The sequence below is a fragment of the Anabaena sp. EIM26 genome (assembly GCF_057568715.1).
This window is the reverse complement of the sequence record NZ_CM172472.1, coordinates 5,894,282-5,916,940: the sequence shown is the minus strand read 5'-3', so window position 1 is coordinate 5,916,940 and position 22,659 is coordinate 5,894,282. Positions and strand designations below refer to the sequence as shown.

Sequence of the window (22,659 nt, the reverse complement as noted above, 5' to 3'; positions counted from 1 at the left end):
ATCTTTATTTATTGACCTTGTTTAACTCTACACTTTCACTTGCACTGATGGGTAAATGACAAGAAACAAAGTTTAGATTGGACATGAACAAATACAATACAAAATCCTTTCATTCAATAATTTTTGCCTTTTACCTCTAGCATAGCCACCTCAAATCACAAAAATCAACTTTTCTAGACAAAAAATAGCCAACTCTGAAACCATGATTACAGAATTAAGTAAAGTTTCAATGAATTATATAGAAATGAGTGAAAGCACTTCATCGACCCTTCATCAATTCACTCAAGATGAGTAATAGATAATTGGAAATCGCTTACCGTAGCTTTAGCCATTTATCATGAAAACCTGAAGGGTATAATACACTTAATTTCCTGATGAGGAAAGCACCAAGGCTTAACTCTTTCAGGGAAGATATTGCTACTGAAAAACAGCTAAATCATGATAAATTTACCCACAATACAAAATGAGAAAATTACTGCTGAAATATACTTTAACGTGAGTTCGGTGTTTCTCCTAAGGAGACGCTACGCGAACGGAGTTATGATTTTTAAGGGCGAGAGAATAAGGGTTTGATACTCCTACTTGTGGCGAGTTTTCCACAAATTATCTTATGTCGAACTCACGTTACTTTAACAGCGAAATATCTGCATGATTTTTCATGCAACATAGTAACAAAGAATATCTAGGAACTAGTGAGATTGATAGCTAATTAGTTCCTTATTTCAGAAAAAAATCGTAGTTTTTCTTGATGTAATTTTTACATTTCTTTACTATGGCTAACGCCAAGCTGCACTATAAGCTAGAAATGTCTAAATCCTAGAGGTTAGTGTATTTTGAATAACATCTATTCGTAACAATATTTTTGATTTGAATAGAGGTTAATGTATTTTCTATAACATCTATTTGTAACAATCAATGGAAAAAACAGCTTTCACCATGATTATTAGCAACTACTATCCTAAAACTTGCGATAAATTAGCTGATTTTCTAGATATTACAAAAAAATTATGGAGTCGATAAATTTGCTAATATGAAATTGCTGCTGGAAAAAATAGCGGCAATGTTATATAATTGCTTGGTTTTGCGGGATTAACGAAGAAAACTGTATGCAGAAGAAATTCAGAATGCATAAGTGCCACTCCTGTAACTCATGAATTTTTTCTTGTTAATAATTTGTTTTTTTAATTTACATGAATCTAGTGAATAAAACAAAAAATACCTTTGTACTGACAACACCTTTATACTATGTAAACGATGTTCCTCATATTGGCAGTGCTTATACAACAATAGCTGCGGATGTAATAGCCAGGTTTCAACGCTTATTGGGACATCAAGTACTGCTGATTACGGGTACAGATGAACATGGGCAAAAAATTCAGCGTACAGCAGAAAGTTTAGGAAAAGCACCACAAGAATTTTGTGATGAAATAGTACCCAGTTTTCTGAACTTATGGCAAGTTCTGAATATTCAATACGATCGCTTTAGTCGCACTACCACTGCAAATCATCAAGCAATTGTCAAAGAATTCTTTCAGCAAGTTTGGGAAAATGGCGATATTTACCAAGGACAACAAAAAGGTTGGTACTGTGTATCTTGTGAAGAATTTAAAGAAGAACGAGAACTGCTAGATGGCAAACGTTGCCCCATACATACTACCAAGGAAGTAGAGTGGCGAGACGAGCAAAACTACTTTTTCCGTTTATCCAAATATCAAACCAAACTAGAGGAATTCTATCAATCTAGACCAGATTTTATCCAGCCAGCAAGTCGGCGCAATGAAGTCCTCAACTTTGTTAGTCAAGGTTTACAAGACTTTTCGATTTCGCGGGTGAACTTAGATTGGGGTTTTCCAGTACCTGTAGATGCCAAACATACCCTTTATGTGTGGTTTGACGCGCTCTTGGGTTATGTCACCGCATTGTTAGAACCAGATACAGAACCGACTTTAGCCAATGCCTTAAAAACATGGTGGCCAATTAATCTCCACCTGATAGGTAAAGATATATTGCGCTTTCATGCAGTTTACTGGCCAGCAATGCTGATGTCAGCTGATTTACCCTTGCCAGAGCGAGTATTTGGGCATGGATTTTTGACTAAAGATGGTCAAAAAATGGGAAAAACTCTGGGTAATACCCTTGATCCGATCGCATTAGTCCAAAGCTATGGTAGTGATGCCGTTCGTTATTACTTCCTTAAGGAAATCGAATTTGGCAAAGATGGAGATTTTAATGAAATTAGGTTCATTAATGTTCTGAATGCAGATTTGGCAAATGATTTAGGTAATTTGTTAAATCGTACCTTGAACATGGTGAAAAAATACTGCGCTGGTAAAGTACCTTCAATTGCTTCAGAAGTTATTCCGATTGATAATCCTTTGAAAGCGATTGGTTTACGTCTAGGGGAGCAGGTGAAACAAGCCTATGAGACACCAGCGTTCAGTGAAGCTTGTCTAGCTGTTCTTTCACTAGTACAAGCCAGCAACAAGTTTATTGATGAACAAGCTCCTTGGTCATTATATAAGCAAGGAAAACAGGAAGAAGTAGAAGCAGTGCTGTACACAGTTCTCGAATCTGTGAGACTAGCAGCTTATCTCCTATCTCCAATTATTCCTAATATCAGCAGTGATATTTATCAGCAACTAGGATGGGGCATAAACTTTAACAATCAACCAGAAAGTTCAATTGCTGCTCCTTTCACAAACCATGCAAAATGGGGCTTACTTTCAGATAAACAACAGTTGGGTACACCCCAACCAATTTTTAAACGTATAGAACCACTAAAAAACGATTAGTACTGCCAATTTTTGATTCACTTTAAAGACTGAATCGGGGCTTAACTTAATTTAGCCCCGGAAAATTATCATAAGCCAATCTAACAAGTATGTAAAAGTTATACCAAGAAAGAAAAATGGGATGTACATAACCTAGATGCACAAAGCGATTCCCAATCCATTCGGGTGATCAGCGCAGCTCCACAAAGTAGCACAGCAATCCCTACCGGAAAGCAAGCTACATGGGGTAAACCCCCAAAATTGCGCTGCTTCACCAAAATCCAAAAAGGTATTAGTGATTTCTATCAAAAATAACAGGGATAAAAACTGAGGTATGAGAACAATGTTGAATAATTTGGAAAACGACTCAATATTTACACCAGAACAAGTTTTAGAAAATCGTGGTCGTGTAGCCATATTTATAGATGGCTCAAATTTATTTTATGCGGCTTTGCAATTAGGAATTGAAATTGATTACACTAAGCTTTTATGTCGATTAACTGGAGGATCAAGGCTGTTGCGGGCTTTTTTCTATACTGGTGTTGACCGAACAAATGAGAAACAACAGGGATTTTTGCTCTGGATGCGTCGCAATGGTTACAGAGTCATTGCTAAGGATTTGGTACAACTGCCAGATGGCTCAAAAAAAGCTAACTTGGATGTAGAAATAGCTGTTGATATGATGGCTCTTGTTGATTCCTATGATACCGCAGTTTTAGTTAGCGGTGACGGCGATTTGGCTTATGCTGTAAATTCGGTCAGCTATCGGGGTGTGCGGGTAGAAGTGGTGAGTTTGCGATCGATGACTAGTGATAGCTTAATTAATGTGAGCGATCGCTATATTGATTTAGAAGCCATCAAAGAAGATATCCAAAAAACACCCCGTCAAAGCTATCCATATCGACCTTTATCTAGTATGGGTTTTTTGGATGAGCATCGAGATAGTGAAGGACATCTAGAAATTCCTGAATAATGCAACATCAAAAAGGCAGGACGAATGGAAGCAGAAATTTACAACTTCAGGGGGGAAGTAAAACCAACTACCCCCACTTCTATTCATGGTCATGGAAAAAATTATGGGAAAATTTTAAATTGCCACAAAATTGGTCTTACCTGCCTTTGACCTTATTTTTGGTCATCGGTTTATTTTCCTGTGGAACTCCATCTTCTACTAAACCAGATCCAGGGGATGCATCTAACCAAAATAGAGATAGTAAGTTGACTTTCTTTGGTGTAGCTTTAGAACAATTTGATGAAGTAGGCAGACCAATTTGGAAAGTTAAAGCTATTAGAGCCAAATATACCAAAGAAAAAGAAATTGGTGAGGCTGAAAATCCTGATGGCGAACTTTATCAAGATGGCAAAGTAGTTTACACGATTAAAGCAGAAAAAGCCGACATTCAGCAAGACGGTAAACAACTGTTGCTCAGAGGTAAAATTCTGGCTACAGATCCTGTCAATGGTGTAGTCTTGCAAGGAAATGAATTAGAATGGCGACCCAAAGAAGATTTATTAATTGTTCGTAATCAGTTAAATGGTAATCATAAACAATTAAAAGCTACTGCCCAGGAAGCAAGAGTAAAAACCCGTGAACAACGGGTAGAATTTTCTGGAAAAGTAGTTGCAACTGCTAATGATCCACAATTGCAAATGCGAACTGAGCATTTAATTTGGCAAGTCAAAGAAGAGAAATTAATTGGTGATCGTCCTATTCAAATTGACCGCTATAAAGATAATAAAATAACTGATCGTGGTCGAGGAAATGCAGCAGAAATTAATTTAAAAACAAAAGTTGCTACTATTCAACCAAAAGCCCAATTAGAGTTACTAGACCCATCTATGCAGATAACTAGTAACTCTATGACCTGGAACATTAACCAAGAAATTGTGAAAACAAATGCCCCTGTGCGTGTTTTTCACAAGACTGAAAATGTAACTGTAACGGGAAATCAAGGGGAGATGAGAATACCACAAAAAACAGTTTATTTAACAGGCAATGTCAATGCAGTAGGGCAACGTCGTCAGTCTTTAAAATCAAATAAACTCACTTGGTATTTAGACAGAAAACTATTAGAAGCCCAAGGAAATATAGTTTATCGCCAAGTTGACCCGCAATTAAATTTCACAGGTGAAACAGCTATTGGGAATTTGCAAACAGAAAATATTGTTGTCAAAGGTGGCAGTTCTAAAGGGCGAGTGCTAACAGAAATTATTCCCCAGGATGGTAGTTATTAGGGTGATGGTATGTTGGGAAGTAGAATCACCCAATTACTATCACGGATTTAGGGCTAACGCCACGCTTTGCAAACTGCTGTAATCACCAATCACCAATTACCAATTCCTAACTTCTATATAAAATTTCGTTTCTCTGAACTGAACCTAATTTTGGTAATGACTGTGTAGCCGAGTGAGGAGTAAGGACAGTAGGAACACCAGCGGACACTTGCAATTGTTTTACCAGATGTTGCAAAAGTTTATCTTGTTCGGCACGGAAACTTGACACATTGTTACCACGATTGATGATCGCAAACCAGACTAAACCGCGATCGCGTGTAGGAACAACTCCGGCTAAAGCACTCACATCGCTGAGAGTTCCAGTTTTCATGATAGTCGCAGCGGGCATATGTCTAGAGTGCATTGTCCCCCGGTGATCTAACCCAGACATAGGAAACAAATCACCTAAAGTCAGATTATAGGTAGAAGCTGCATTTTGTAGCGCCATGAACATGGCACATACTGCTCTAGGGGAAATACGATTTTCTCGTCCCAATCCAGAACCATTAATTAATTGAATTTCTGACTGGGGAACCCTAGCCAGGTTAGCAGCAGTAGCTTTAACTACATTTGCACCTCCCACCGACTCAGCTAACATTTCTGCCATGTCGTTATTACTGTAAATATTCATCTCCTTAATTAGTTCCTTTAAGGGTAAAGAAAGATGACGTACCAGTAAGGTTTGTTGAGGGTTAGGTTGTGGTGCGACTTTAACCTTACCAGCAATGACAATTTGGGGTTTGGGCGTTCCCTTGGGCATGATTGAGTATTGGTAAATCACAGAACGATTCCACGTTTTATGATCTAGGGCTTGTTTGAGTAATTGACCAGCTAAGAGGGGATTGCGTTGAAAATTCATGGCGAAATTGCCAGTAATTACCAAATTACCCTTTACCTGCTTGATGCCAATTTTGTTGAGAGCATTAGCAAGAGCGATCGCTTCCTCACCCACAAACATCGGATCACCACTACCAGTAATCACCAAATCACCCTGAACGACCCCATTGACAATTGAGCCTGTAGTACTAACCAAAGTCTCGAATTGATGGTCTGGCCCCCAAGTTTTAAAAGCCGCTAGTGAAGTCGCTACCTTAGTTAAAGATGCTGCGGGTAGAGGCATTGTCCCTTGGTGATTAGCCATGAGCATTGGCCCAGACTGTAACCAAATTCCCTGGTGCTTGATCAGATCCTGGGTTACTACCTTGGAGGTAATCAGGTCTTTGAGATATTCTTGTACAGTCATAGCCCCCGCTGGGTTGGGATCAGGGGCAATGACAAAGCCCGGACTACTTTGCCAAGCCAATGCATCTAAAGCATCTAAAGGCTTGATCTTGACCCCAGCCATATCGAGCCAAAGTGAAACCAAACCTGAACCTAATAATTCCAGCATATTTAATTCCTCTATCTTTGTTCAGATGTCTGATATTGTTTTTTTAGTGTGCAGGGAGATTTCTCAGTCGATCTGTAGCTTGTTTTCCTTAGGTTATGCGATCGCGCTTTAAAACCGCATTTTTTATCGTTTGGATGCTTGCCATCAGGAAAGCTCAATCATCGACAGCTTAACTATACAAGCTTCATCTACCCTCGTCAGCATTGAGTCATAATAACTAGTGTTCTGAATATTTGGAAGTAGGATGTATTACATTGTTTAGATAATTACTCCATCTAAAATTAGAGTTAAATTAACCAAATATTTCCAGGTTTATTTTTTTAAATCCTTTGATTACATGGATAAATTAAATCTCAAATTATTGCTCTTTACCTGTTGGAAAATAATTTTTCTTGTAGACGATGAAGATTATTCTTAGTATTATCAACACGGTCTAACTTGAAAATTAAAAGTATTGAAAATCTTACCCTAGTGCAGCACAGCAGAAATAAATATCTAGTGTAAAAAGGTTCACTTATAGCCGTTCCCATGCTCGTGAGGTACAAAGTTTTTTCGTTTTCGGGAACTCTTAACAGTGAATAAATTGGTGTGTACTTCATTAGACTGGGAAATGCTATATCCTAGATCAAACCAGCTTTTTTCCCCAAAAGCATTCGTAATAGAGCCTATTTCCTTTCTGGATGTGCAGCTTCATCAGGAGAAGGAATACACATTTCATTAATGACCGCAATCATTTGATATAAACGTCCCAAATCCCGCTGATTGAAGTATAAAACTAAACGGGGTAGCTCAGATGTGTCATCTTGACCCTCTTGAGGTAATATCTGACTTTTTTGAATTCTGCCTTTGACAAGAATATCACTGAAATTCTCATTCAGTTGTTCTAATTTGTGATCTGATAAATCTTGTTTGAGACGAATTACTAACTGATCACCTACATAACGACTAGAGTGATAAACCTGGTAAAAACGAGTAATAGCATTGCAAGCAACTTCCAAATTATCTGTAATCGTGTACAGACTAGGATCATCTGGACTAACAAGACCTTTTGCCACCAATTGATGATTGATATATTCACTCCAAGAGCGCCAATAATCACCACCAGGAGGATCAATTAAAACTACAGGAACTGGGCCAAATTTACCTGTTTGGCTTAATGTGATACATTCAAAAGCTTCATCTTGAGTACCAAAACCACCAGGAAACAGAGCTACCGCATCACTTTCTTTGAGTAAAAACAGTTTGCGAGTAAAGAAATACTTAAAGTGAATCAGTTTAGGATCACCATCAATAAAATGGTTGGCCTGCTGCTCAAAAGGCAACTGAATATTTAAGCCAAAAGAATTTTCTCTTCCTGCACCTTCTTGACCAGCTTGCATAATACCACCACCACCCCCTGTCATCACCATAAAGCCCAATTGAGAAACAGCACGAGCAAATTCAACTGCCATCTGGTATTCAGGTGTTTCTGGCGCTAAACGAGCAGAACCAAAAATAGTAACTTTGCGAACGTGTCGATAACCATAAAAGAGTTGAAAACCTCCTTCCATATCTGCTAAAGCAGCAGATAATATTTTCCAATCAAGACGATCAATGTCATCATCAGCTAGACGCACTATGGTAGCAAGTGCCTGCTGGATAAATTGCCGATGCTTTAAAGTTGGTAAACGATCTATTAATTCAACAATATCGGCTTGGAGAGATTCTAATATTTCAAACGATGCAGATGAATTCATGAGAACTGCCATAACAATGGCATTATATTTTATCTAAATTTTGTCTTTCATTTATCAATGCCTTAATACTCTCCCACCTGAGTTCGACATAAGATAATTTCTGGAAAACTCCCCCCAGTAAGAGTCTCAAACCCTTATTCTCTCGCCCTTAAAAATCATAACTCCGTTCGCGTAGCGTCTCCGTTCGGCGAAGCCGTGCCGTAGGCATAGGAGAAACTCCGTTCGCGTAGCGTCTCCTAAGGAGAAACTCCGAACTCAGGTTCTCCCGTGTATATTCTTAAAAAGCAAAAACAAAATAGGGATGTATCCTCTGGAAAAGATACATCCTTGGTAGCTGTTCAACATTCCACTTTTGTGGAAAAAGTTTTTCAGAGACGCAAAGTTTGCGCCTCTTAACTTAAATAGTTGACAAATATTCACCTAAAACTAGAGTCAATGGATAACTCAAGAGAATTTTGTAACTTGATTGATGTCAAAGATACTTTTCTAGAGTTGTAGATAATGTAGTTTTAGGCACAGCACCTACAACCATATCCACTTTTTGTCCGCCTTTAAAAATCATTAATGTGGGAATGCTGCGGATACCATACCGACCGGCAACTTGGGGATTTTCATCCGTGTTGACTTTCACCACTTTTAGTTGACCTTCATACTGAGCGGCGATTTCCTCAACAACAGGAGCTACCATGCGGCAAGGTCCGCACCAAGGGGCCCAAAAGTCTACTAAAACGGGTACATCACTTTGAAGTACGTTTTGATCAAAATTCTCATCCGTAACACTATCGGCTGCTGACATTCCTAAAAACCTTTGACTATTATATTTCTGAGTTTCGTGAAAATTCTACCATAGCAAAAACATCTGCTTGGGAGTAAAGAATGTACATTTGCAAAGAAGCTTGATAAGGAACCGCCCGAACAGTAGTCCGGGCGGAGTGTGGTGTGAGGAGTGAACGGAAACATGCGTCTCCGCTATCTCTATTGTAGGCGACAGATGAGATTTTTCCCGTGATTGTTTAGGGTACTGGAAAAATTTCTTGGAGGCAGGGGGCAGGGGGCAGAGGAGAGGCTGACAGGTGTAGGTTTTTTACATTCTCGTGAGGGCAAGACTTGGGCGACAAGGTGGACAAGGTGACAAGGGAGGAAAAAACTACAGGATGATGTTTTTTGGTAACAACAACACACCGTTAAAAGACTATTTTGCGGAGAAAATCTTCCTTGTCTACTTTCCCTCCAAGTCTTCCCAGTCCAGCCTTCATAGACAATGTTAAAAACCTACCCTTGTGAGTGTTTTCCTCCTGCTCCCTTTCCTCTTCCCAGTACTCAGTAGCTTTCTTTATTTGCCCATGCCCAATTGTTGAGCTTTTTGGTAAACTTTTCCTTCAGTTAGTAGAGAAGGAGCAATGACAACTTCAACTTGTTGCATTTCTTGAATATTTTTGGCTCCTAATGTACCCATGCTAGTTTTTAAGGCTCCTAAAAGATTATGAGTACCGTCATCTAATCCAGCCGGGCCTGTAAGTATTTGCTCTAGAGTACCAGTAGTACCAACGCGAATGCGAGTACCACGGGGCAATACTGGGCTAGGAGTTGCCATACCCCAGTGATAACCCCGTCCAGGGGCTTCAGCGGCTCTAGCAAAGGGAGAACCAATCATGACACCATCAGCACCGCAGGCGATACACTTACAAATGTCTCCACCTGTAATTAAACCGCCGTCGGCAATGACTGGGATATAGTTACCAGTTTCCCGATAATAATCATCTCGTGCTGCCGCACAATCTGCGATCGCTGTTGCTTGAGGTACACCCACACCCAACACCCCACGCGAAGTACAAGCAGCACCAGGCCCAATTCCTACCAATACCGCAGCGGCTCCAGCTTTCATCAAATCCAAAGTCACTTCATAGGTGACACAATTGCCCAGCGCCACAGGAATGGGCATAGAACGGCAAAATTCTGCCAAATCAAGCGGTATAACAGACTCCGGTGACAAATGGTCTGTAGAAACGACTGTAGCTTGGATAAAAAATAAATCAGCCCCAGCTTTGGCCACCACCTCACCAAATTTACTAGCACCTGCTGGAGTAGCACTCACTGCCGCAATGCCACCTTGTTGTTTAATTTCCTGAATACGTTTTTCAATTAATTCCGGCTTTATTGGTTCGGCATAGAGTTCTTGCATGAGGGCAACAAATTCATCTTTCCCCACAGACGCAATCCGATCTAGAATCGGTTCGGGATCTGCATAGCGAGTTTGGACACCCTCTAAATTAATTACGCCCAAAGCCCCTAGCTGGGACAAACGCACAGCCATCTCTACATCGACAACACCATCCATTGCACTGGCAATAATAGGGATTTCTCGCTCAATATTGCCAATACGCCAGCTAGTATCTGCCAAACTCGGATCGAGTGTTTTGTTCCCAGGGACTAGAGCAATTTCATCAATTCCGTATGCTCTACGAGCTATTTTTCCCCGCCCAAGTTGAATTTCCACGCTTTCACTTTTCTCAAATCTGTTTAAGCTAGGGTATCAAATTGTGGGGATATTGGCAGGGATTTTTTTCTATGAGACTGGGGATTGGGAGGACTAGGCACTGTGGCTGGGGATAAATTTTATCTTTCTCCTGCTCCCTATCCCCTACATCGTCAAAAATTATTGTCTATTTTTTACCTTGTTCAGCACCTGTGTAACCAGTTGCTACCCACAAGATGGCTCTAACTCCATCACGGATAGATTTTTCAATAGGTTCCGGCGATGTTTCCGAGGGAACTGATATAGATTTGAACTCAATTCCCCGACTCCCCAAAACAATCTCACCGATGACACAAGCACGACGCATATGAAAATCGGAAGTAATTAAATAAACGCTTTTAATGCCACGAGCTTGCAATTCATCTACCAACGTAGTAAAATTAGTAACTGTATCTACAGCTTCATAATCCAAGTGCAAACGCCGGGGATCAACGCCTGCTTTAGTAAATACTTGTTTTGTATATCTAGGTGGACTACCTCCAGTAATCCATATTGGTATATTTGGGTGATCCTTTGCAAAATCCGCTGTGAATTTCTCCCTTTCTAAACGTCTAGTAGAACCGCCCAAAACTAACATGGCTTGTGGATGTACAATCCGGTTTTGTACTTCCTTGTATCCCCACCACACCACAATTGGCAAGATAAAAGATATAAGCCGTAAAGACTGACCCGTAAACAGTAGCTTATTCAAGACTCTCTAGGTGTGTCTGCAAAGACCAGAATTTTTTCTAAAAATTATGTAGGATAAAAGACTTAGGTAAAATTTACCCAAATCAGGGTTGGGAGTATTTTTATGTTGAGAAGGATTAAATCACGATATAGTCCTGATTACTCTCTTCGATGAATTATCCTAACCTAGATCGGACAAATCATCATAGGGGTTAAAACCCATTTATTTATTAAATTGTTTGTAAGAATTCAGGAGTCAGGAGTTCGGTGTTCGGTGTTCGGTGTTCGGTGTTCGGTGTCAGGAGTTCGGAGTCAGGAGTTCAGGAGTTCAGGAAGATGTGCCTGAAAACCTTATTATCACGTAGGGGTAATTCATAAATTACCCCTAATTTCGTTCTATTTTGCGTAAGTCCTGAGGAAGAAGGAGTCAGAACGCTGATGAAATCAGGAATAGAAAGAACTAATACTCGCTCAAAATCATCAAATGTGACTCACAAAGCCTTGATTTTCCTGACTTGGAGTATTCTCTAGCCTGAATACTTACAATCGTTTTTAGACAATGAGATCAAACAGGATCATGATTCTCGTTTTCTGTGATGTAACTTCTTTTGTCACATTTAGGTTTATTCGTTATGGTTCTATACTCAAAACGGCTTAATTATTTGATTCTATAGGTAGGGGTAATTCATGAATTACCCCTACACATCTAGGGTTTTCCCAGTTTTAGAAAAGTCCAAGACCTAACCGTGTTTAGTATAACTATTATACATACGGGACTGGTGCGACTTGAACGCACGACCTGACGCTTAGGAGGCGTCCGCTCTATCCAACTGAGCTACAACCCCAACTGTGAAGCATTTACAATTATAGCAGTAGTTTTACAAAGATTGCCAAATATTCTCCCAACCGTCTCCACCTATTTCTAAACCACAAAGATGACTTTGTGCCTTCAGAATAATTTTAGATTTGCCTCCAGTGAGTTCACGCAATTCTAAATCTAATTTTCCTTGCATGGTATCTCGACAACAGAATGCTAAACCATCTGTTGTGGGTGCGCGTAGGGCTGTACCTGGTAAATCAGTAATACCTGTCAATTCAACCTCATAGTTAGAGTTTTTGGCTCGCATTTGCCATTTTCCCCAAGGCTGAATTTCCCAGTTTACTTGTGAGTTCCAAGGAACGAATTCATAAAACTTGCCTTGGTAGTGGATACCAATCATGGCTACAGATTCCATCCACCACAATACACCACGTTTTCCGCCACCGGCTGTTAGTGCTAAATCAGGTTCATTGTCAAAATAATTACAATTGAGCCAAAACCATTTTTGTGGAAAAGCACCACCCCAATTTTTCTCACCGTAAGCTGGCGCGTTGGTAAATTCGTAAATTTTGCCATTCCAGTTTATCGAACCAGTGGCTAAACCATGAGCCATTAAAATTTGCCATCCTGGTTCAAATATCTGCGAAAATGATAGCCAACCGGCGGTTGATTGCTGAATGCTATTTTGATTACCCCAAGCATATATGGGCTTAATTTCATATTGCCATCGGCAATAATTACCTGTGGCAGGATCGGTAATTATGCCTTGGTTTAAGGTAGCGGTGGCTTGATAGCCTTCTTGAATATGATGCTCAAATTCTGTGGGGAGGAGATATAAGGGAGAAACCTGAACATTTGTTTTTCCCCAATGTCCTAAAGCTAAGACATCCCGACTCGCCCAAAATTTGTTGACATCAGGAAAGGTACGACAGAGGTATTCATCATTTATGCCCAGGATTTGGGCTGCACCGCCACTGTAAGGCTTCCCACCAGTTGGATCTTCGATGGAGTACATGAAGGCGAATGTTTGCCGAATTTCGGGCAATGTGACGCGATAATACCAGCCTTCAAAGAAGCGGCGGTTTGTACCGTCCCAATGGTAGCCGCTGTGGGGTGTTTGAGTTGAGTTGAGGAAGTTTTTGGGAATACTAAGCATAGATGCTGTTATTTGGCCTATTTTTCAGGATATGCGATCGCAATAATCTTAAGGAAGATTCCATAATTGTTGCGATAGATTAATGAATTTCAAGTTTAGTAAATATACTCCACAGATAAAAAAACTCATGATAGATTAAGAGCAGGGTACAGAAAGGTTAAAAGTTCAAACCAACCCGGCTGACTTAGAGCCTGTGCCTTCTGCTCTAATGTCCTCGCAATCTCTTTTAGGTTGTTGCTTCCTGTGAATGTGTTTTCGCCTTAATCCCATCAAGTTGTTATTGGAGGTTTTTGAACGCACAACCAGAAATGCCTGCCTAGTTGGAATAAAGGATGCACAATTCTGATTAGTAGATTGCGAATGTTGTCCACCTTAGTTGATGTAGTTAATTCGGATTTTCCCATTTTATTGAATTATCTTCCTACAAAGAAACCGCTGTAAGTTGCTGACTTCTATCTGTCGTGACTAGCAGTGGTTTCTGTTTTGAGTGGGTAAGAGTAAGCCACAAAATAAATGATCCTGTTTTGTCATGCTGAGTGTAGCGAAACGTTCGCGTTAACGTGCCGGATTGCTATAGCATCTCAAGAGATTCTTTCCTTCAGAATGCTACGCGAACACTACACTTCGTTTCGTGGGGATTTGAGAGGTGTTGATCTCAGTGGTGCCGATTTGCACGCTACCGATTTGATGAGTATTGACTTGACTGGAGCTAACTTGAGCAACGCTATTTTGGAGCGTACTTATATCAAAGATGCTAACTTGACTGGGGTTAATTTGGAAGGTGCCAAGCTGGAGGGAGTTACTTTCATTAATACCATCATGCCAGATGGTACTATTCGGAATGAAACCCCAAGAAGATAGCGTAGTGCGATAGCGCAAGCGCTGACTTGTCAGTTCGCTGATCTTGTAGGTTGGGTTGTGGAACGTAAACGTTCGCGGAGCAATAGAACGTTCACGAAGTGTGCCAGAGGCATAAACCAACATTAATCAACTATAATTAACCATAAAAATATTTCCACATCATCAATATCCAAGGCTATTTGATTCTCAACAACCGCCTCAGAATCAATTTTAAGCCTAATAGCAAAATTCGTCTAAAGACTACCAAAATAAACTCTCAGCGCCATGACTGCTGCGAGAGTAGCGATCGCACTCAAAAAAAATGAATGCAGTAATGAAAACGGGAAATGGGCAGTACCAGACTCGAACTGATGACATCCTGCTTGTAAGGCAGGCGCTCTACCAACTGAGCTAACCGCCCGTTTTTGTCACTTATTTAATATAGCACAGGGTTTGAAAATTTTGCAAGTATTTTGAAAATTTTTTTGTCTATGCACTATACTGACTCAGTACGGGCTAAATGCCGAGCTAACCGCACTCTATCTTAAAAGATGCCCTCTGGTCAGACGCACGATCGCATTACTATCTGGTCTTTGCCATTTGTGGCTGGTGTGACTTTGGTTTCGACTCACAGCAGTAATATGACTTTGTTGGTAGCGGGTGGATTTATGTTTGGGGGGCTGATGTTTGGCCCTGACTTAGATATTTATTCCCGTCAATTTCAGCGTTGGGGGTTTTTGCGTTGGATTTGGCTACCTTATCAAAAAAGTCTGCGTCATCGATCTTTTTTGTCACATGGGCCAATTATTGGCACAACTTTGCGGGTGGTGTATCTGACGAGTTTTTTGGCTGTTGTCGGAATTTTGGTGTTGGTAGTTTTCGATAAATTGGCTAATGTGGCGTTGAATTGGGGGGATGTTTGGAGGGGAGTGGGGCGATCGCTCTTTCTCTATTATGGGGAATTTTTTGCTTTGTTTGTGGGGTTTGAGTTGGGGGCTATGAGTCACTCTCTCAGCGATTGGAGTAATTCGGCTTATAAGCGGTTTCAAAAGCAGGGGATGCAAGGGTTACTTCCTAGTGGCAAAATGAAGAGGCGGAAGGGAGTAAAGACGGTTAAAAAACGCAGAGGGACGCTGAGGTAAGCGCAAAGGTTCGCGGAGGTTTTATGGCAGGTAATGAGATTTTGGTGGCTTTGCAGGAGTTGATTGATGTGGTGGCGAAATTGCGATCGCCTGGAGGTTGTCCTTGGGATTTGGCACAAACTCCCGAAAGCCTTACGCCTTATGTGATTGAGGAGGCTTATGAAGTGGTTGATGCGATTCAAACTGGGGATAAAAGAGCGATCGTAGAAGAGTTAGGTGATTTATTATTACAGGTGGTATTACAAGCTCAAATTGCTAGTGAAGTCGGTGATTTTTCTCTACAAGAGGTGGCTGAGGGTATTTCTCAAAAGTTGATTCGTCGTCATCCTCATGTTTTTGGTGATGTGACTGTACAAAATATTGATGAGGTACGTCAAAATTGGGAAACTATCAAAGCAGCAGAAAAGGGAGAAACACCAGAAGCACAAAAACTCAGTGATAAACTTAGTCGTTATCGGCGTAGTCTTCCCCCTTTAAATGCGGCCATGAAGATTTCTCAAAAGGCTGCTAATGTTGGTTTTGAATGGAATAATGTGGATGAAGTTTGGGGTAAATTTCACGAAGAGTTAGGGGAATTTCAACAAGCTTTAGCTGAAGAAACCAAAGAAAGACAAGAATCAGAATTAGGTGATTTACTATTTGCAATTATTCAAGTTGCTAGATGGCATAATCTTGATCCTAGTACAGGTTTGCAAGGTACAAGTCAGCGATTTATTCAACGGTTGCAAAAAATGGAGGACGTTATTGATCGTCCTCTGACAGATTATAGTTTGGAAGAGTTAGATGCACTTTGGCAACAAGCAAAGGCTAAACTTGCTCAGGGGTAATTACTTTGGTCTAGCCTGCCGGAGGCATTATTACAAATCTACTCTAAGAGGATGTTTGAAAAGTCTAATTTATTACTAGCCCTGGCGACTAGAAGTCGCGGCTATACAGACAAAACCCGCCTGCGCGGGTTAAAAACCTTAATTTTTCATTAGTCCACGCAGGTGGACTTCGTTTGTGTAGTAGCGAATTATATTCGCCCAAAACTTTTCAAACACCCTCTATGATTTGTTTGTATCAAACCACTTTTCATACAAGGCTTGATAAGTTCCATCTTCTCGTAAATTGAGTAAAGCTCTGTTGATTTTTTTCCTATAGGGACTTCCGTTAGGTAGAACTATACCGTAGTTTTCTTCCCGGAAAATACTACCAACAACTTCTACCTTACCTTTGCCTTCATTGGCTGCATAAAATAGGAGTACAGGAGCATCAAATACAATAGCAGCTACTTTTTTGTTTAGTAGTGCATCATAAGCTTGTTCAATTTTAGGAAATTCTGAAACGGTAATTTTTTTTTCTCGCAGGTATGCTGCTGCCGTACTCCCAGAGGTTGTTGCTACTACTTTACCTGGAAGATCGTTGATACTTCTAATATCACCTTGAAGTTGCTGTACTGTTAACTCTGTCGTAGCACTAGCTGTAAAGTAAGCGACGAAAATAATAGCGATAAACATCCAGATAATAGCTAAAATTCTGCCGATAGGACCTTTGGGCATTTCGTCAACTTGCGCCCCTAATGTGGCAGCTGCCCACCAACAAGCTTTGAAAATACCAGGAAAGTATGATTTGGGAATCATCCCATCTGGGTGATGACGTTCAGATAACCAAATTATATGGGCTGCAATTATCACCAGTACTAAGGCTACACCAATCACTTGCAACAAGCCCGCAGAGAAAAATAATTGCCAAATATTGGATAAAGAATTACCGCTTGTTACTTGCTTGGGTACTAAAATCTGAAGTCCTGAAGCAAGCATGGGTAAGGAAAAATCAAAATTTTCCTGACGTTGGGCTGTAATGGAAATGGCGGAAATTCCTAAGTCGGCTTTACTATCTTTAACGGCAGTTAATAAGTCTGCTACAGTTGGATATTCAACAAATTTAGATTCTACATTCATCTGCTTGGCGATGCTGTCCCAAAGATCAATACTAAATCCTGATAACTTACCTTGATCAGAAAATACAAAGGGTGGTATTTCTCTTGTAGCTACTAATAAAGGTTGTGGCGATTCTGGGTTTTGGGCAAGTCCGGGAGCAGATATCAGTAATAATACTAACATTCCGCCTATTAATCCTAGGGAGATATAATGCTTTCTGGCAAGGTAAGTAATGATTTGGCGAAATCGAGTAGAAAGGGCTTGTACCATAGAAATTTGCTTTGAGTCAAACAAAATAAAACATAGTATTTATTTATCATGCTTACCCAAGCGCAAATATTATATTTTTGATACACAGCTTGTTACCAAGGATTACCAATAACTGTAAAAGCAGACCAATAATAAGGGTGGGAAAAAGTTTCATTTCCCAATTCTGCTAACTCTGGTGGAAGTTGTAAATCCTGACTAGATCCTTGTAACTTACCCATTCGCAAACTTACTTTCCCTGTTAGCATGGCAACTTGCGCTTGTCGGAGTGCTTCTGCTTTTAGTGGTGTCTTCTGTAAATGTTGATAAAATTCTGTCATTAAAGCTAAGGTTCCCATATCGCTAACATTCCAAAGACTTGCTAACACTGATCTCACTCCTGACTTCACTGTTAACCCCGCAAAACCTAATTCTGCTTCTTGATCTCCCAATGCGGTTCTACAAGCACTCAGAACTAATAAATCTACCGGTGGTTGACCTAATTTCAATTTTTCAATCTCATCTAACCCTATTCTTTCATTACCCCAGAACTGAATATAAGATTGATGAGGTTTTCCTGGTTTAAACTCTGCATGGGTAGCTAAATGAATAATTCCAAAAGGCTGTTTTTTTCTCTGTTCTTGTAAATTCTTGACTGTAAACTGTTGATTGACAAATTGTTTACCTAACCACAATTCTTGAGTAATTCTTTCCAATTCTACTGGTACGGCTGGTAAAGATTCCAGTTGAGAAAATTCGGACGCACCCATAGCCAAAACTTGTGCATTTTTAATTTTATTGTAGTCAGTTTTGATCAGGTTAAAAGCAGGAATCCGAGCAATACTATACTTTTCTACTAAAAAACTTTCTCCGTCATGCAATGCTGCTAAGGGTAAAGTCCGTAAACCAGCACCTAAACAAAAGAGTAATGTATCTATTTTCTCGGCTTTGAGAGTAGGTTCTAATGGTCTGACCATCCATTCATATAGTTTTTGGGCTGGCTTTAAATATGATTTAGTCCTACGTCTACTGGGACTAGTGATTTCTGCCTTTAGTTTTTTGACAAGATTAATTAAAGTTTCATTATCTGCATTTTTGATACTATAAACTTCTGGCTTTTTGCCGGGAGTAATTATTACTAGTTGTAGTTGTTTGTCTCGCGGCCATATCCAGATTACCGCAGGTTTTGTGGCAGTTTGTTGAGATAGATTAGAAAGAGTTTTTGCTATATCTTCAGCCCTGAGTGAAAATTCGCCAAGATTTTGGTTAAAATACTCTTCATAATCTCTTTCCCAGTGTTTTTCAACTTCATTGACTGCTGTAGTAAAGTCTTTGGTTTTGAGAAATCTATCCCAGTCTTGTTCTTTAACAGCGATCGCAGGTTGATGTTGAATAATTAGGCTCAAGGTAATTGTACTCAAAAATACTACTATTAGTAATAGAGGAAAGATAATCCATTTTTTTAATCTAGTTGGAAACATTACTTGACTCCAAAGGTTTTAGCTATTTGTTTGATGAAAAATAATGATTCAATGAACCGCATTCGCGAAGAGAAGAAAGAAGGAAATATTAATAAAATTCCCCACGGTAGTTGTGGGGAATAGTAAAAAATACAGCTTGGATAAATCAGAAAGGCTTTGACAGCAAATTAGTTGCTGCTAAAAAGCACAATCAACGCCAGTCCTAGGATAATTGATCCGCCACTAAGTATAAATGACCAGAAGCGATGGTAACTGTTGACAATTGTACCGTTTTCGCCTTCTAGTTGGATTAAATCCATCCAAGGCATAACTCCCCGACGGAACCAACCAATAGTTCCCACTTGTTGACCAATTAAGGTTTCTACCCGCTTCATCCCAAAGAGGAAGTTACCAATGGGGCCAAAACGTGAGGCGTAATGTAAATAAAGCATTCCGCTGGGGTCTTGGAGTTTCAAGTCAGAACCAAATTTATAACCAGCGTCACCACGACCAATTAATTCCCCTTGTAATTTGGCAGGTTGTCCACGCAAAGGACTTGCATAGGGGTCTGACATTAAGGTGAGAATATCTGTGGGTATGGCTTTGCTGTAGTCGGGAAACATGACGAAAGCTTTGATTAATATGCCGATTCCTAAACCAATAAATGGCGCACCCAGCATTAAACCTGGGTTGGAGGTGGTTGAAACTGAGAACATCAACACACCGATAAATAAGCCAAGGAATAAACCGATCGCTTCTGCACCATATAAGACAACATCTAAGAAGAAGTTGCCGTAAAGCTTACTCTTATTCAGGTTTTTACCTTCACCCATGACTTTTCCCATGTCAAACTCTGTGGGTAAACCCAGTTGTTCTGCATAGGTGCTAAGGGCGCGGACTCGTTTACCTGTGAGGGGATGAGTTGAGTTTAATTCCATCCACCAACCCCAAGGGTTAAACATATCCCACAAAAAGATGCGACCAATTTTTTGCGGGTCGGAGGAGATGCGGTAAGCGGTACCGGTTGTGGTTGCGGCTTTGTGGTCATAAATGCCTAAAGCGCGAGTTCCTTCGATTAAACGGCTGGGTTCTTGGGCGCGTGAACCTTCTTCGACGATGCCATAGGCGATTTTGACTAAGGCGCGGGAGAGTCCGTTGGGGTTCCCTGTGGTTTCGGCTGCAAAGTGGTCTGCAAAATATTCTCTGGTGCGAGAAAGATATAACAGCAGGTAAGTACCAATAATATAAAAGATGTAAGCAACAAAACCAGCAGTTTCTAAAGCGTCTTTGATTTTGTTATCGCCACCACCACGGGTAAATCTTCTGGCTGTGCTGTAAACCAGGTAGCAAATCTGGACTAAGGTGGAAGCTACTGTCATGACGGCAAAGTCCCAGTGGACTATATGCCCTAGTTCGTGGGCGTAGACGGTAGCAACTTCATCATCGTCTAAGTAGGTGAAAAGTCCTTGGCTGACGACTAACCGGGCGCTGTTAGGTAAGGAACCGTAGGTAAAAGCGGTGGGGTTTTGGTCGTCGATGATTCCCAGTCGGGGGGTGGTGATGTTTTTTTGCTGACAGACTTGGCGAATAATTTTTCCTGTTTCTGGGCTGAGGTTTTCGATTTCTGCTAAGTTTACCCAACGGGTCTTGTAAAGCCAGTTTTGGCTTAAGTCCATGAGGAAGGGAGAAAAGAAAAAGGCTGCTAGATTGAATATTAAGGTAATAGCGATCGCGATCGCTAGTCCAGTTACAGGATCACTACTGCTGGCAATCAATACTAGGCTTAAACCTAAAACAAACACCATCCCAAATAACAAGGCTATGGTGATACCAGATGCTAGGGCTAAACTCCCACCTACTCCTCCCATTGCCAAGTTCACTCCCACGGCTGCTGCACGTCCCGCTTTTTGGAAGCTAGGCTGATTGGCTGAGGAGAAAAATGGTCGGTCTTGTTCTGCCCATTCTCGTACCTGTGGGTTCTCGCTGTTGATTAACTTTTGCCACAGAATTGTCGCTTGTTCTGTATCGCCTGTTTTTTGATAAGCTTTCATCAGCCACATTTGGGCTGTCAGGTAATCTGGAGAGTTGAGTTCTAGGGAGTTTTGGGAAAATTCCTCTAGGAGATAAACTGCTTCTTGATATTGCCCTTGTTGAAAGGCATCTAACCCTGATTGCAATGACATTTTATGATATCCCAGATCAAAAGGGTGCTATTTTATTCCATGAATACTCAATAGATCCCGTATTCGTCATCTGAATGTCGCAAAAGTTAAAGAAGTAGTAGTCAGATTTTTTTGGATATCCCACCCTTTATTGCTTTGCCTACCTATAAAGTAAAGTAGAACGTTTTTGAGTATCAGGAGCAACTATGTACGTGCTAATTGGTGGAGCGGGCTTAGTAGGGCTATCTTTGGCTCAAAAATTAGTAGAACTAGGGCATACTGTAGCCATCATTGATATTGACTCTACCGCTTGCCGCTACGCCCGTGAACAAGTAGGAGCAATGGCTTTTGAAGGCAGTGCTGTGAGTACAGAAGTATTGTTAGAAGCAGGAATTCGTAAAGCCGATTCCTTAGCAGCTGTCCTCAGAAGTGATGCATTGAACTTAGCGCTGGTAACTCTGGCCAAACACTACGGTGTTCCCCATATTTTGAGTCGAATGCGTCACCCCGATTTTGCTGAACCACTTCGTTTAGTAGGAGCCAACCATATTATCAGTACTGTGGAATTAGCAGTTTCAACAATGGTGAATGCCATTGAGTATCCGCAAGTGGAATCAATGATGCATTTTGACCAGGGGCAAATTGAGGTTTTAAAACTTTCTATTCCCACAAATTGTTATGTAGTCAATCGTAGCGTTGCTGAAATTGCCCAAGATTCTCGGTTTCCTACTGGCTCGCTAATTATTGGCTACCAACCCCTTCCTCATCAGGATTTAATGATTCCTAATGGTAGTACAGTGCTAGAACCGGGTTCAACCATACTGATTGTCACCAAGCCAGGGTGTGTCCACCAAGTTATTGATTTTGTCGAAGGGTGTGAGAATAGGTAATGGGTAATGGGTAATTGGTAATAAAGCGGTAAAATATCTATATAAATTGTTGAAAACTCTAATAGGATTCCTTTATTTTTAATGAAGTTTTATCTACATATTTATTTAGTGGTTGTAGTAATTTTGCTTGCGTCTTGTAAAGCAACAGAAATTTCATCTAAGTCACAATCTCATACTACTCAGACAATCTCATCTCAAAAGATAGTGACTTTAGATAAAAACTTCAAGATAGCAATGGGTCAAACAATTTATGTGCCTGTCTATTCTCACATTTATCATCACAATCGACAGGAAATTTTTAATTTAGCGGCTACGCTCAGTATTCGCAATACAGATTTGGCAAATCCGCTGATCATTACTTCTGTGCGCTACTATGATTCAGATGGTAAATTAGTTAAGAACTATTTAGAGCAACCAATTCAACTTGATGCACTGGCTTCAACAGATTTTTTTATTAATAGAAATAATACCAGTGGCGGTTTAGGCGCAAACTTTATTGTCGAATGGGTAGCCTCAACAGAAATATCTGAACCGATAGTAGAAGCGGTGATGATTGGTACTGACTTTCAGCAAGGAATTTCTTTTACCAGTTCTGGTAAGGTCATTAAAAATCAAAATAGCGACAAAGATTCATTAGCAAAATAA

At 40.3% G+C, this 22,659-nt stretch carries 17 protein-coding genes and 2 tRNA genes; 8 read left to right on the top strand and 11 right to left on the bottom strand.

The features are described from left to right. Positions 1–1,190: 1,190 nt before the first annotated feature. From metG to lptC, 3 genes are all read left to right on the top strand, one after another. Positions 1,191–2,792, top strand: coding sequence for a methionine--tRNA ligase (gene metG, locus AC012T_RS25690; protein WP_487062019.1), 1,602 nt, complete (start codon positions 1,191–1,193; stop codon positions 2,790–2,792). A 322-nt stretch (positions 2,793–3,114) separates the two neighbouring features. After that, the gene (locus AC012T_RS25685) at positions 3,115–3,744 is read left to right on the top strand and encodes a LabA-like NYN domain-containing protein (RefSeq protein WP_015217118.1); all 630 of its coding nucleotides are present in this window, start codon (positions 3,115–3,117) and stop codon (positions 3,742–3,744) included. Next, positions 3,744–5,006, top strand: a complete 1,263-nt coding sequence (gene lptC, locus AC012T_RS25680; protein WP_487062017.1) for an LPS export ABC transporter periplasmic protein LptC — start codon at positions 3,744–3,746, stop codon at positions 5,004–5,006. Before AC012T_RS25685 ends, lptC begins: the two co-directional genes overlap by 1 nt. 106 nt (positions 5,007–5,112) lie before the next feature. Here the strand turns inward: lptC and AC012T_RS25675 are convergent, their stop codons facing one another. The 7 genes from AC012T_RS25675 to AC012T_RS25645 form a co-directional block, all read right to left on the bottom strand. Next, positions 5,113–6,435 carry a D-alanyl-D-alanine carboxypeptidase gene (locus tag AC012T_RS25675; RefSeq protein ID WP_487062015.1) on the bottom strand — a complete coding sequence of 441 codons (1,323 nt, stop codon included), beginning with the start codon at positions 6,433–6,435 and terminating at the stop codon, positions 5,113–5,115. A gap of 665 nt (positions 6,436–7,100) precedes the next feature. Further along, positions 7,101–8,171 carry an LOG family protein gene (locus tag AC012T_RS25670; protein WP_487062013.1) on the bottom strand — a complete coding sequence of 357 codons (1,071 nt, stop codon included), beginning with the start codon at positions 8,169–8,171 and terminating at the stop codon, positions 7,101–7,103. Between the two features lie 472 nt (positions 8,172–8,643). Beyond that, on the bottom strand, positions 8,644–8,967 hold the full coding sequence (gene trxA / locus AC012T_RS25665; protein ID WP_487062011.1) for a thioredoxin: 324 nt from the start codon (positions 8,965–8,967) through the stop codon (positions 8,644–8,646). A 537-nt stretch (positions 8,968–9,504) separates the two neighbouring features. Then, positions 9,505–10,668, bottom strand: a complete 1,164-nt coding sequence (locus tag AC012T_RS25660; protein ID WP_487062009.1) for a GuaB3 family IMP dehydrogenase-related protein — start codon at positions 10,666–10,668, stop codon at positions 9,505–9,507. A gap of 166 nt (positions 10,669–10,834) precedes the next feature. Continuing rightward, positions 10,835–11,398 carry a YdcF family protein gene (locus tag AC012T_RS25655; RefSeq protein WP_487062007.1) on the bottom strand — a complete coding sequence of 188 codons (564 nt, stop codon included), beginning with the start codon at positions 11,396–11,398 and terminating at the stop codon, positions 10,835–10,837. Positions 11,399–12,147: 749 nt separating this feature from the next. Further along, a tRNA-Arg gene (locus tag AC012T_RS25650) sits at positions 12,148–12,221 on the bottom strand. A gap of 33 nt (positions 12,222–12,254) precedes the next feature. After that, positions 12,255–13,352 carry a tocopherol cyclase family protein gene (locus tag AC012T_RS25645; RefSeq protein ID WP_487062005.1) on the bottom strand — a complete coding sequence of 366 codons (1,098 nt, stop codon included), beginning with the start codon at positions 13,350–13,352 and terminating at the stop codon, positions 12,255–12,257. A gap of 603 nt (positions 13,353–13,955) precedes the next feature. Here AC012T_RS25645 and AC012T_RS25640 point away from each other — a divergent pair. Further along, complete coding sequence (locus AC012T_RS25640) at positions 13,956–14,213, top strand: pentapeptide repeat-containing protein (RefSeq protein WP_487062003.1); 258 nt, start codon at positions 13,956–13,958, stop codon at positions 14,211–14,213. Positions 14,214–14,540: 327 nt separating this feature from the next. Here the strand turns inward: AC012T_RS25640 and AC012T_RS25635 are convergent. Beyond that, positions 14,541–14,613: transfer RNA gene (locus AC012T_RS25635), tRNA-Val, on the bottom strand. Between the two features lie 130 nt (positions 14,614–14,743). Between AC012T_RS25635 and AC012T_RS25630 the strand changes: the two genes are divergently transcribed. After that, complete coding sequence (locus tag AC012T_RS25630; RefSeq protein WP_487062001.1) at positions 14,744–15,334, top strand: metal-binding protein; 591 nt, start codon at positions 14,744–14,746, stop codon at positions 15,332–15,334. A 23-nt stretch (positions 15,335–15,357) separates the two neighbouring features. After that, complete coding sequence (gene mazG / locus AC012T_RS25625; protein WP_487061999.1) at positions 15,358–16,161, top strand: nucleoside triphosphate pyrophosphohydrolase; 804 nt, start codon at positions 15,358–15,360, stop codon at positions 16,159–16,161. A 219-nt stretch (positions 16,162–16,380) separates the two neighbouring features. Here the strand turns inward: mazG and AC012T_RS25620 are convergent, their stop codons facing one another. From AC012T_RS25620 to AC012T_RS25610, 3 genes are all read right to left on the bottom strand, one after another. After that, entirely contained in the window at positions 16,381–17,526 is a 1,146-nt protein-coding gene (locus AC012T_RS25620) for a transporter substrate-binding domain-containing protein (RefSeq protein ID WP_487061997.1), read from the bottom strand. Positions 17,527–17,618: 92 nt separating this feature from the next. Next, on the bottom strand, positions 17,619–18,983 hold the full coding sequence (locus AC012T_RS25615) for a CHAT domain-containing protein (protein WP_487061995.1): 1,365 nt from the start codon (positions 18,981–18,983) through the stop codon (positions 17,619–17,621). Positions 18,984–19,150: 167 nt separating this feature from the next. Further along, the gene (locus AC012T_RS25610; protein WP_487061993.1) at positions 19,151–21,145 is read right to left on the bottom strand and encodes a M48 family metalloprotease; all 1,995 of its coding nucleotides are present in this window, start codon (positions 21,143–21,145) and stop codon (positions 19,151–19,153) included. Between the two features lie 185 nt (positions 21,146–21,330). Between AC012T_RS25610 and AC012T_RS25605 the strand changes: the two genes are divergently transcribed. Together AC012T_RS25605 and AC012T_RS25600 are read left to right on the top strand one after the other, a co-directional pair. After that, positions 21,331–22,014 (top strand): potassium channel family protein, encoded by a 684-nt coding sequence (locus AC012T_RS25605; protein ID WP_487061991.1) that lies wholly within the window; start codon positions 21,331–21,333, stop codon positions 22,012–22,014. An 81-nt stretch (positions 22,015–22,095) separates the two neighbouring features. Beyond that, a complete protein-coding gene (locus AC012T_RS25600; protein ID WP_487061989.1) occupies positions 22,096–22,659 on the top strand; it encodes a DUF3124 domain-containing protein in 564 nt (187 codons plus the stop codon).

Bases quoted from the DNA above. Each gene is read 5' to 3' on its own strand.
- AC012T_RS25685 (WP_015217118.1), top strand. From the start codon at position 3,115: ATGTTGAATAATTTGGAAAACGACTCAATATTTACACCAGAACAAGTT.
- AC012T_RS25610 (WP_487061993.1), bottom strand. From the start codon at position 21,145: ATGTCATTGCAATCAGGGTTAGATGCCTTTCAACAAGGGCAATATCAA.
- AC012T_RS25620 (WP_487061997.1), bottom strand. From the start codon at position 17,526: ATGGTACAAGCCCTTTCTACTCGATTTCGCCAAATCATTACTTACCTT.
- AC012T_RS25670 (WP_487062013.1), bottom strand. From the start codon at position 8,171: ATGAATTCATCTGCATCGTTTGAAATATTAGAATCTCTCCAAGCCGAT.
- mazG (WP_487061999.1), top strand. From the start codon at position 15,358: ATGGCAGGTAATGAGATTTTGGTGGCTTTGCAGGAGTTGATTGATGTG.
- AC012T_RS25605 (WP_487061991.1), top strand. From the start codon at position 21,331: ATGTACGTGCTAATTGGTGGAGCGGGCTTAGTAGGGCTATCTTTGGCT.
- AC012T_RS25640 (WP_487062003.1), top strand. From the start codon at position 13,956: ATGCTACGCGAACACTACACTTCGTTTCGTGGGGATTTGAGAGGTGTT.
- lptC (WP_487062017.1), top strand. From the start codon at position 3,744: ATGCAACATCAAAAAGGCAGGACGAATGGAAGCAGAAATTTACAACTT.
- AC012T_RS25615 (WP_487061995.1), bottom strand. From the start codon at position 18,983: ATGTTTCCAACTAGATTAAAAAAATGGATTATCTTTCCTCTATTACTA.
- trxA (WP_487062011.1), bottom strand. From the start codon at position 8,967: ATGTCAGCAGCCGATAGTGTTACGGATGAGAATTTTGATCAAAACGTA.
- AC012T_RS25630 (WP_487062001.1), top strand. From the start codon at position 14,744: ATGCCCTCTGGTCAGACGCACGATCGCATTACTATCTGGTCTTTGCCA.
- metG (WP_487062019.1), top strand. From the start codon at position 1,191: ATGAATCTAGTGAATAAAACAAAAAATACCTTTGTACTGACAACACCT.
- AC012T_RS25600 (WP_487061989.1), top strand. From the start codon at position 22,096: ATGAAGTTTTATCTACATATTTATTTAGTGGTTGTAGTAATTTTGCTT.
- AC012T_RS25675 (WP_487062015.1), bottom strand. From the start codon at position 6,435: ATGCTGGAATTATTAGGTTCAGGTTTGGTTTCACTTTGGCTCGATATG.
- AC012T_RS25645 (WP_487062005.1), bottom strand. From the start codon at position 13,352: ATGCTTAGTATTCCCAAAAACTTCCTCAACTCAACTCAAACACCCCAC.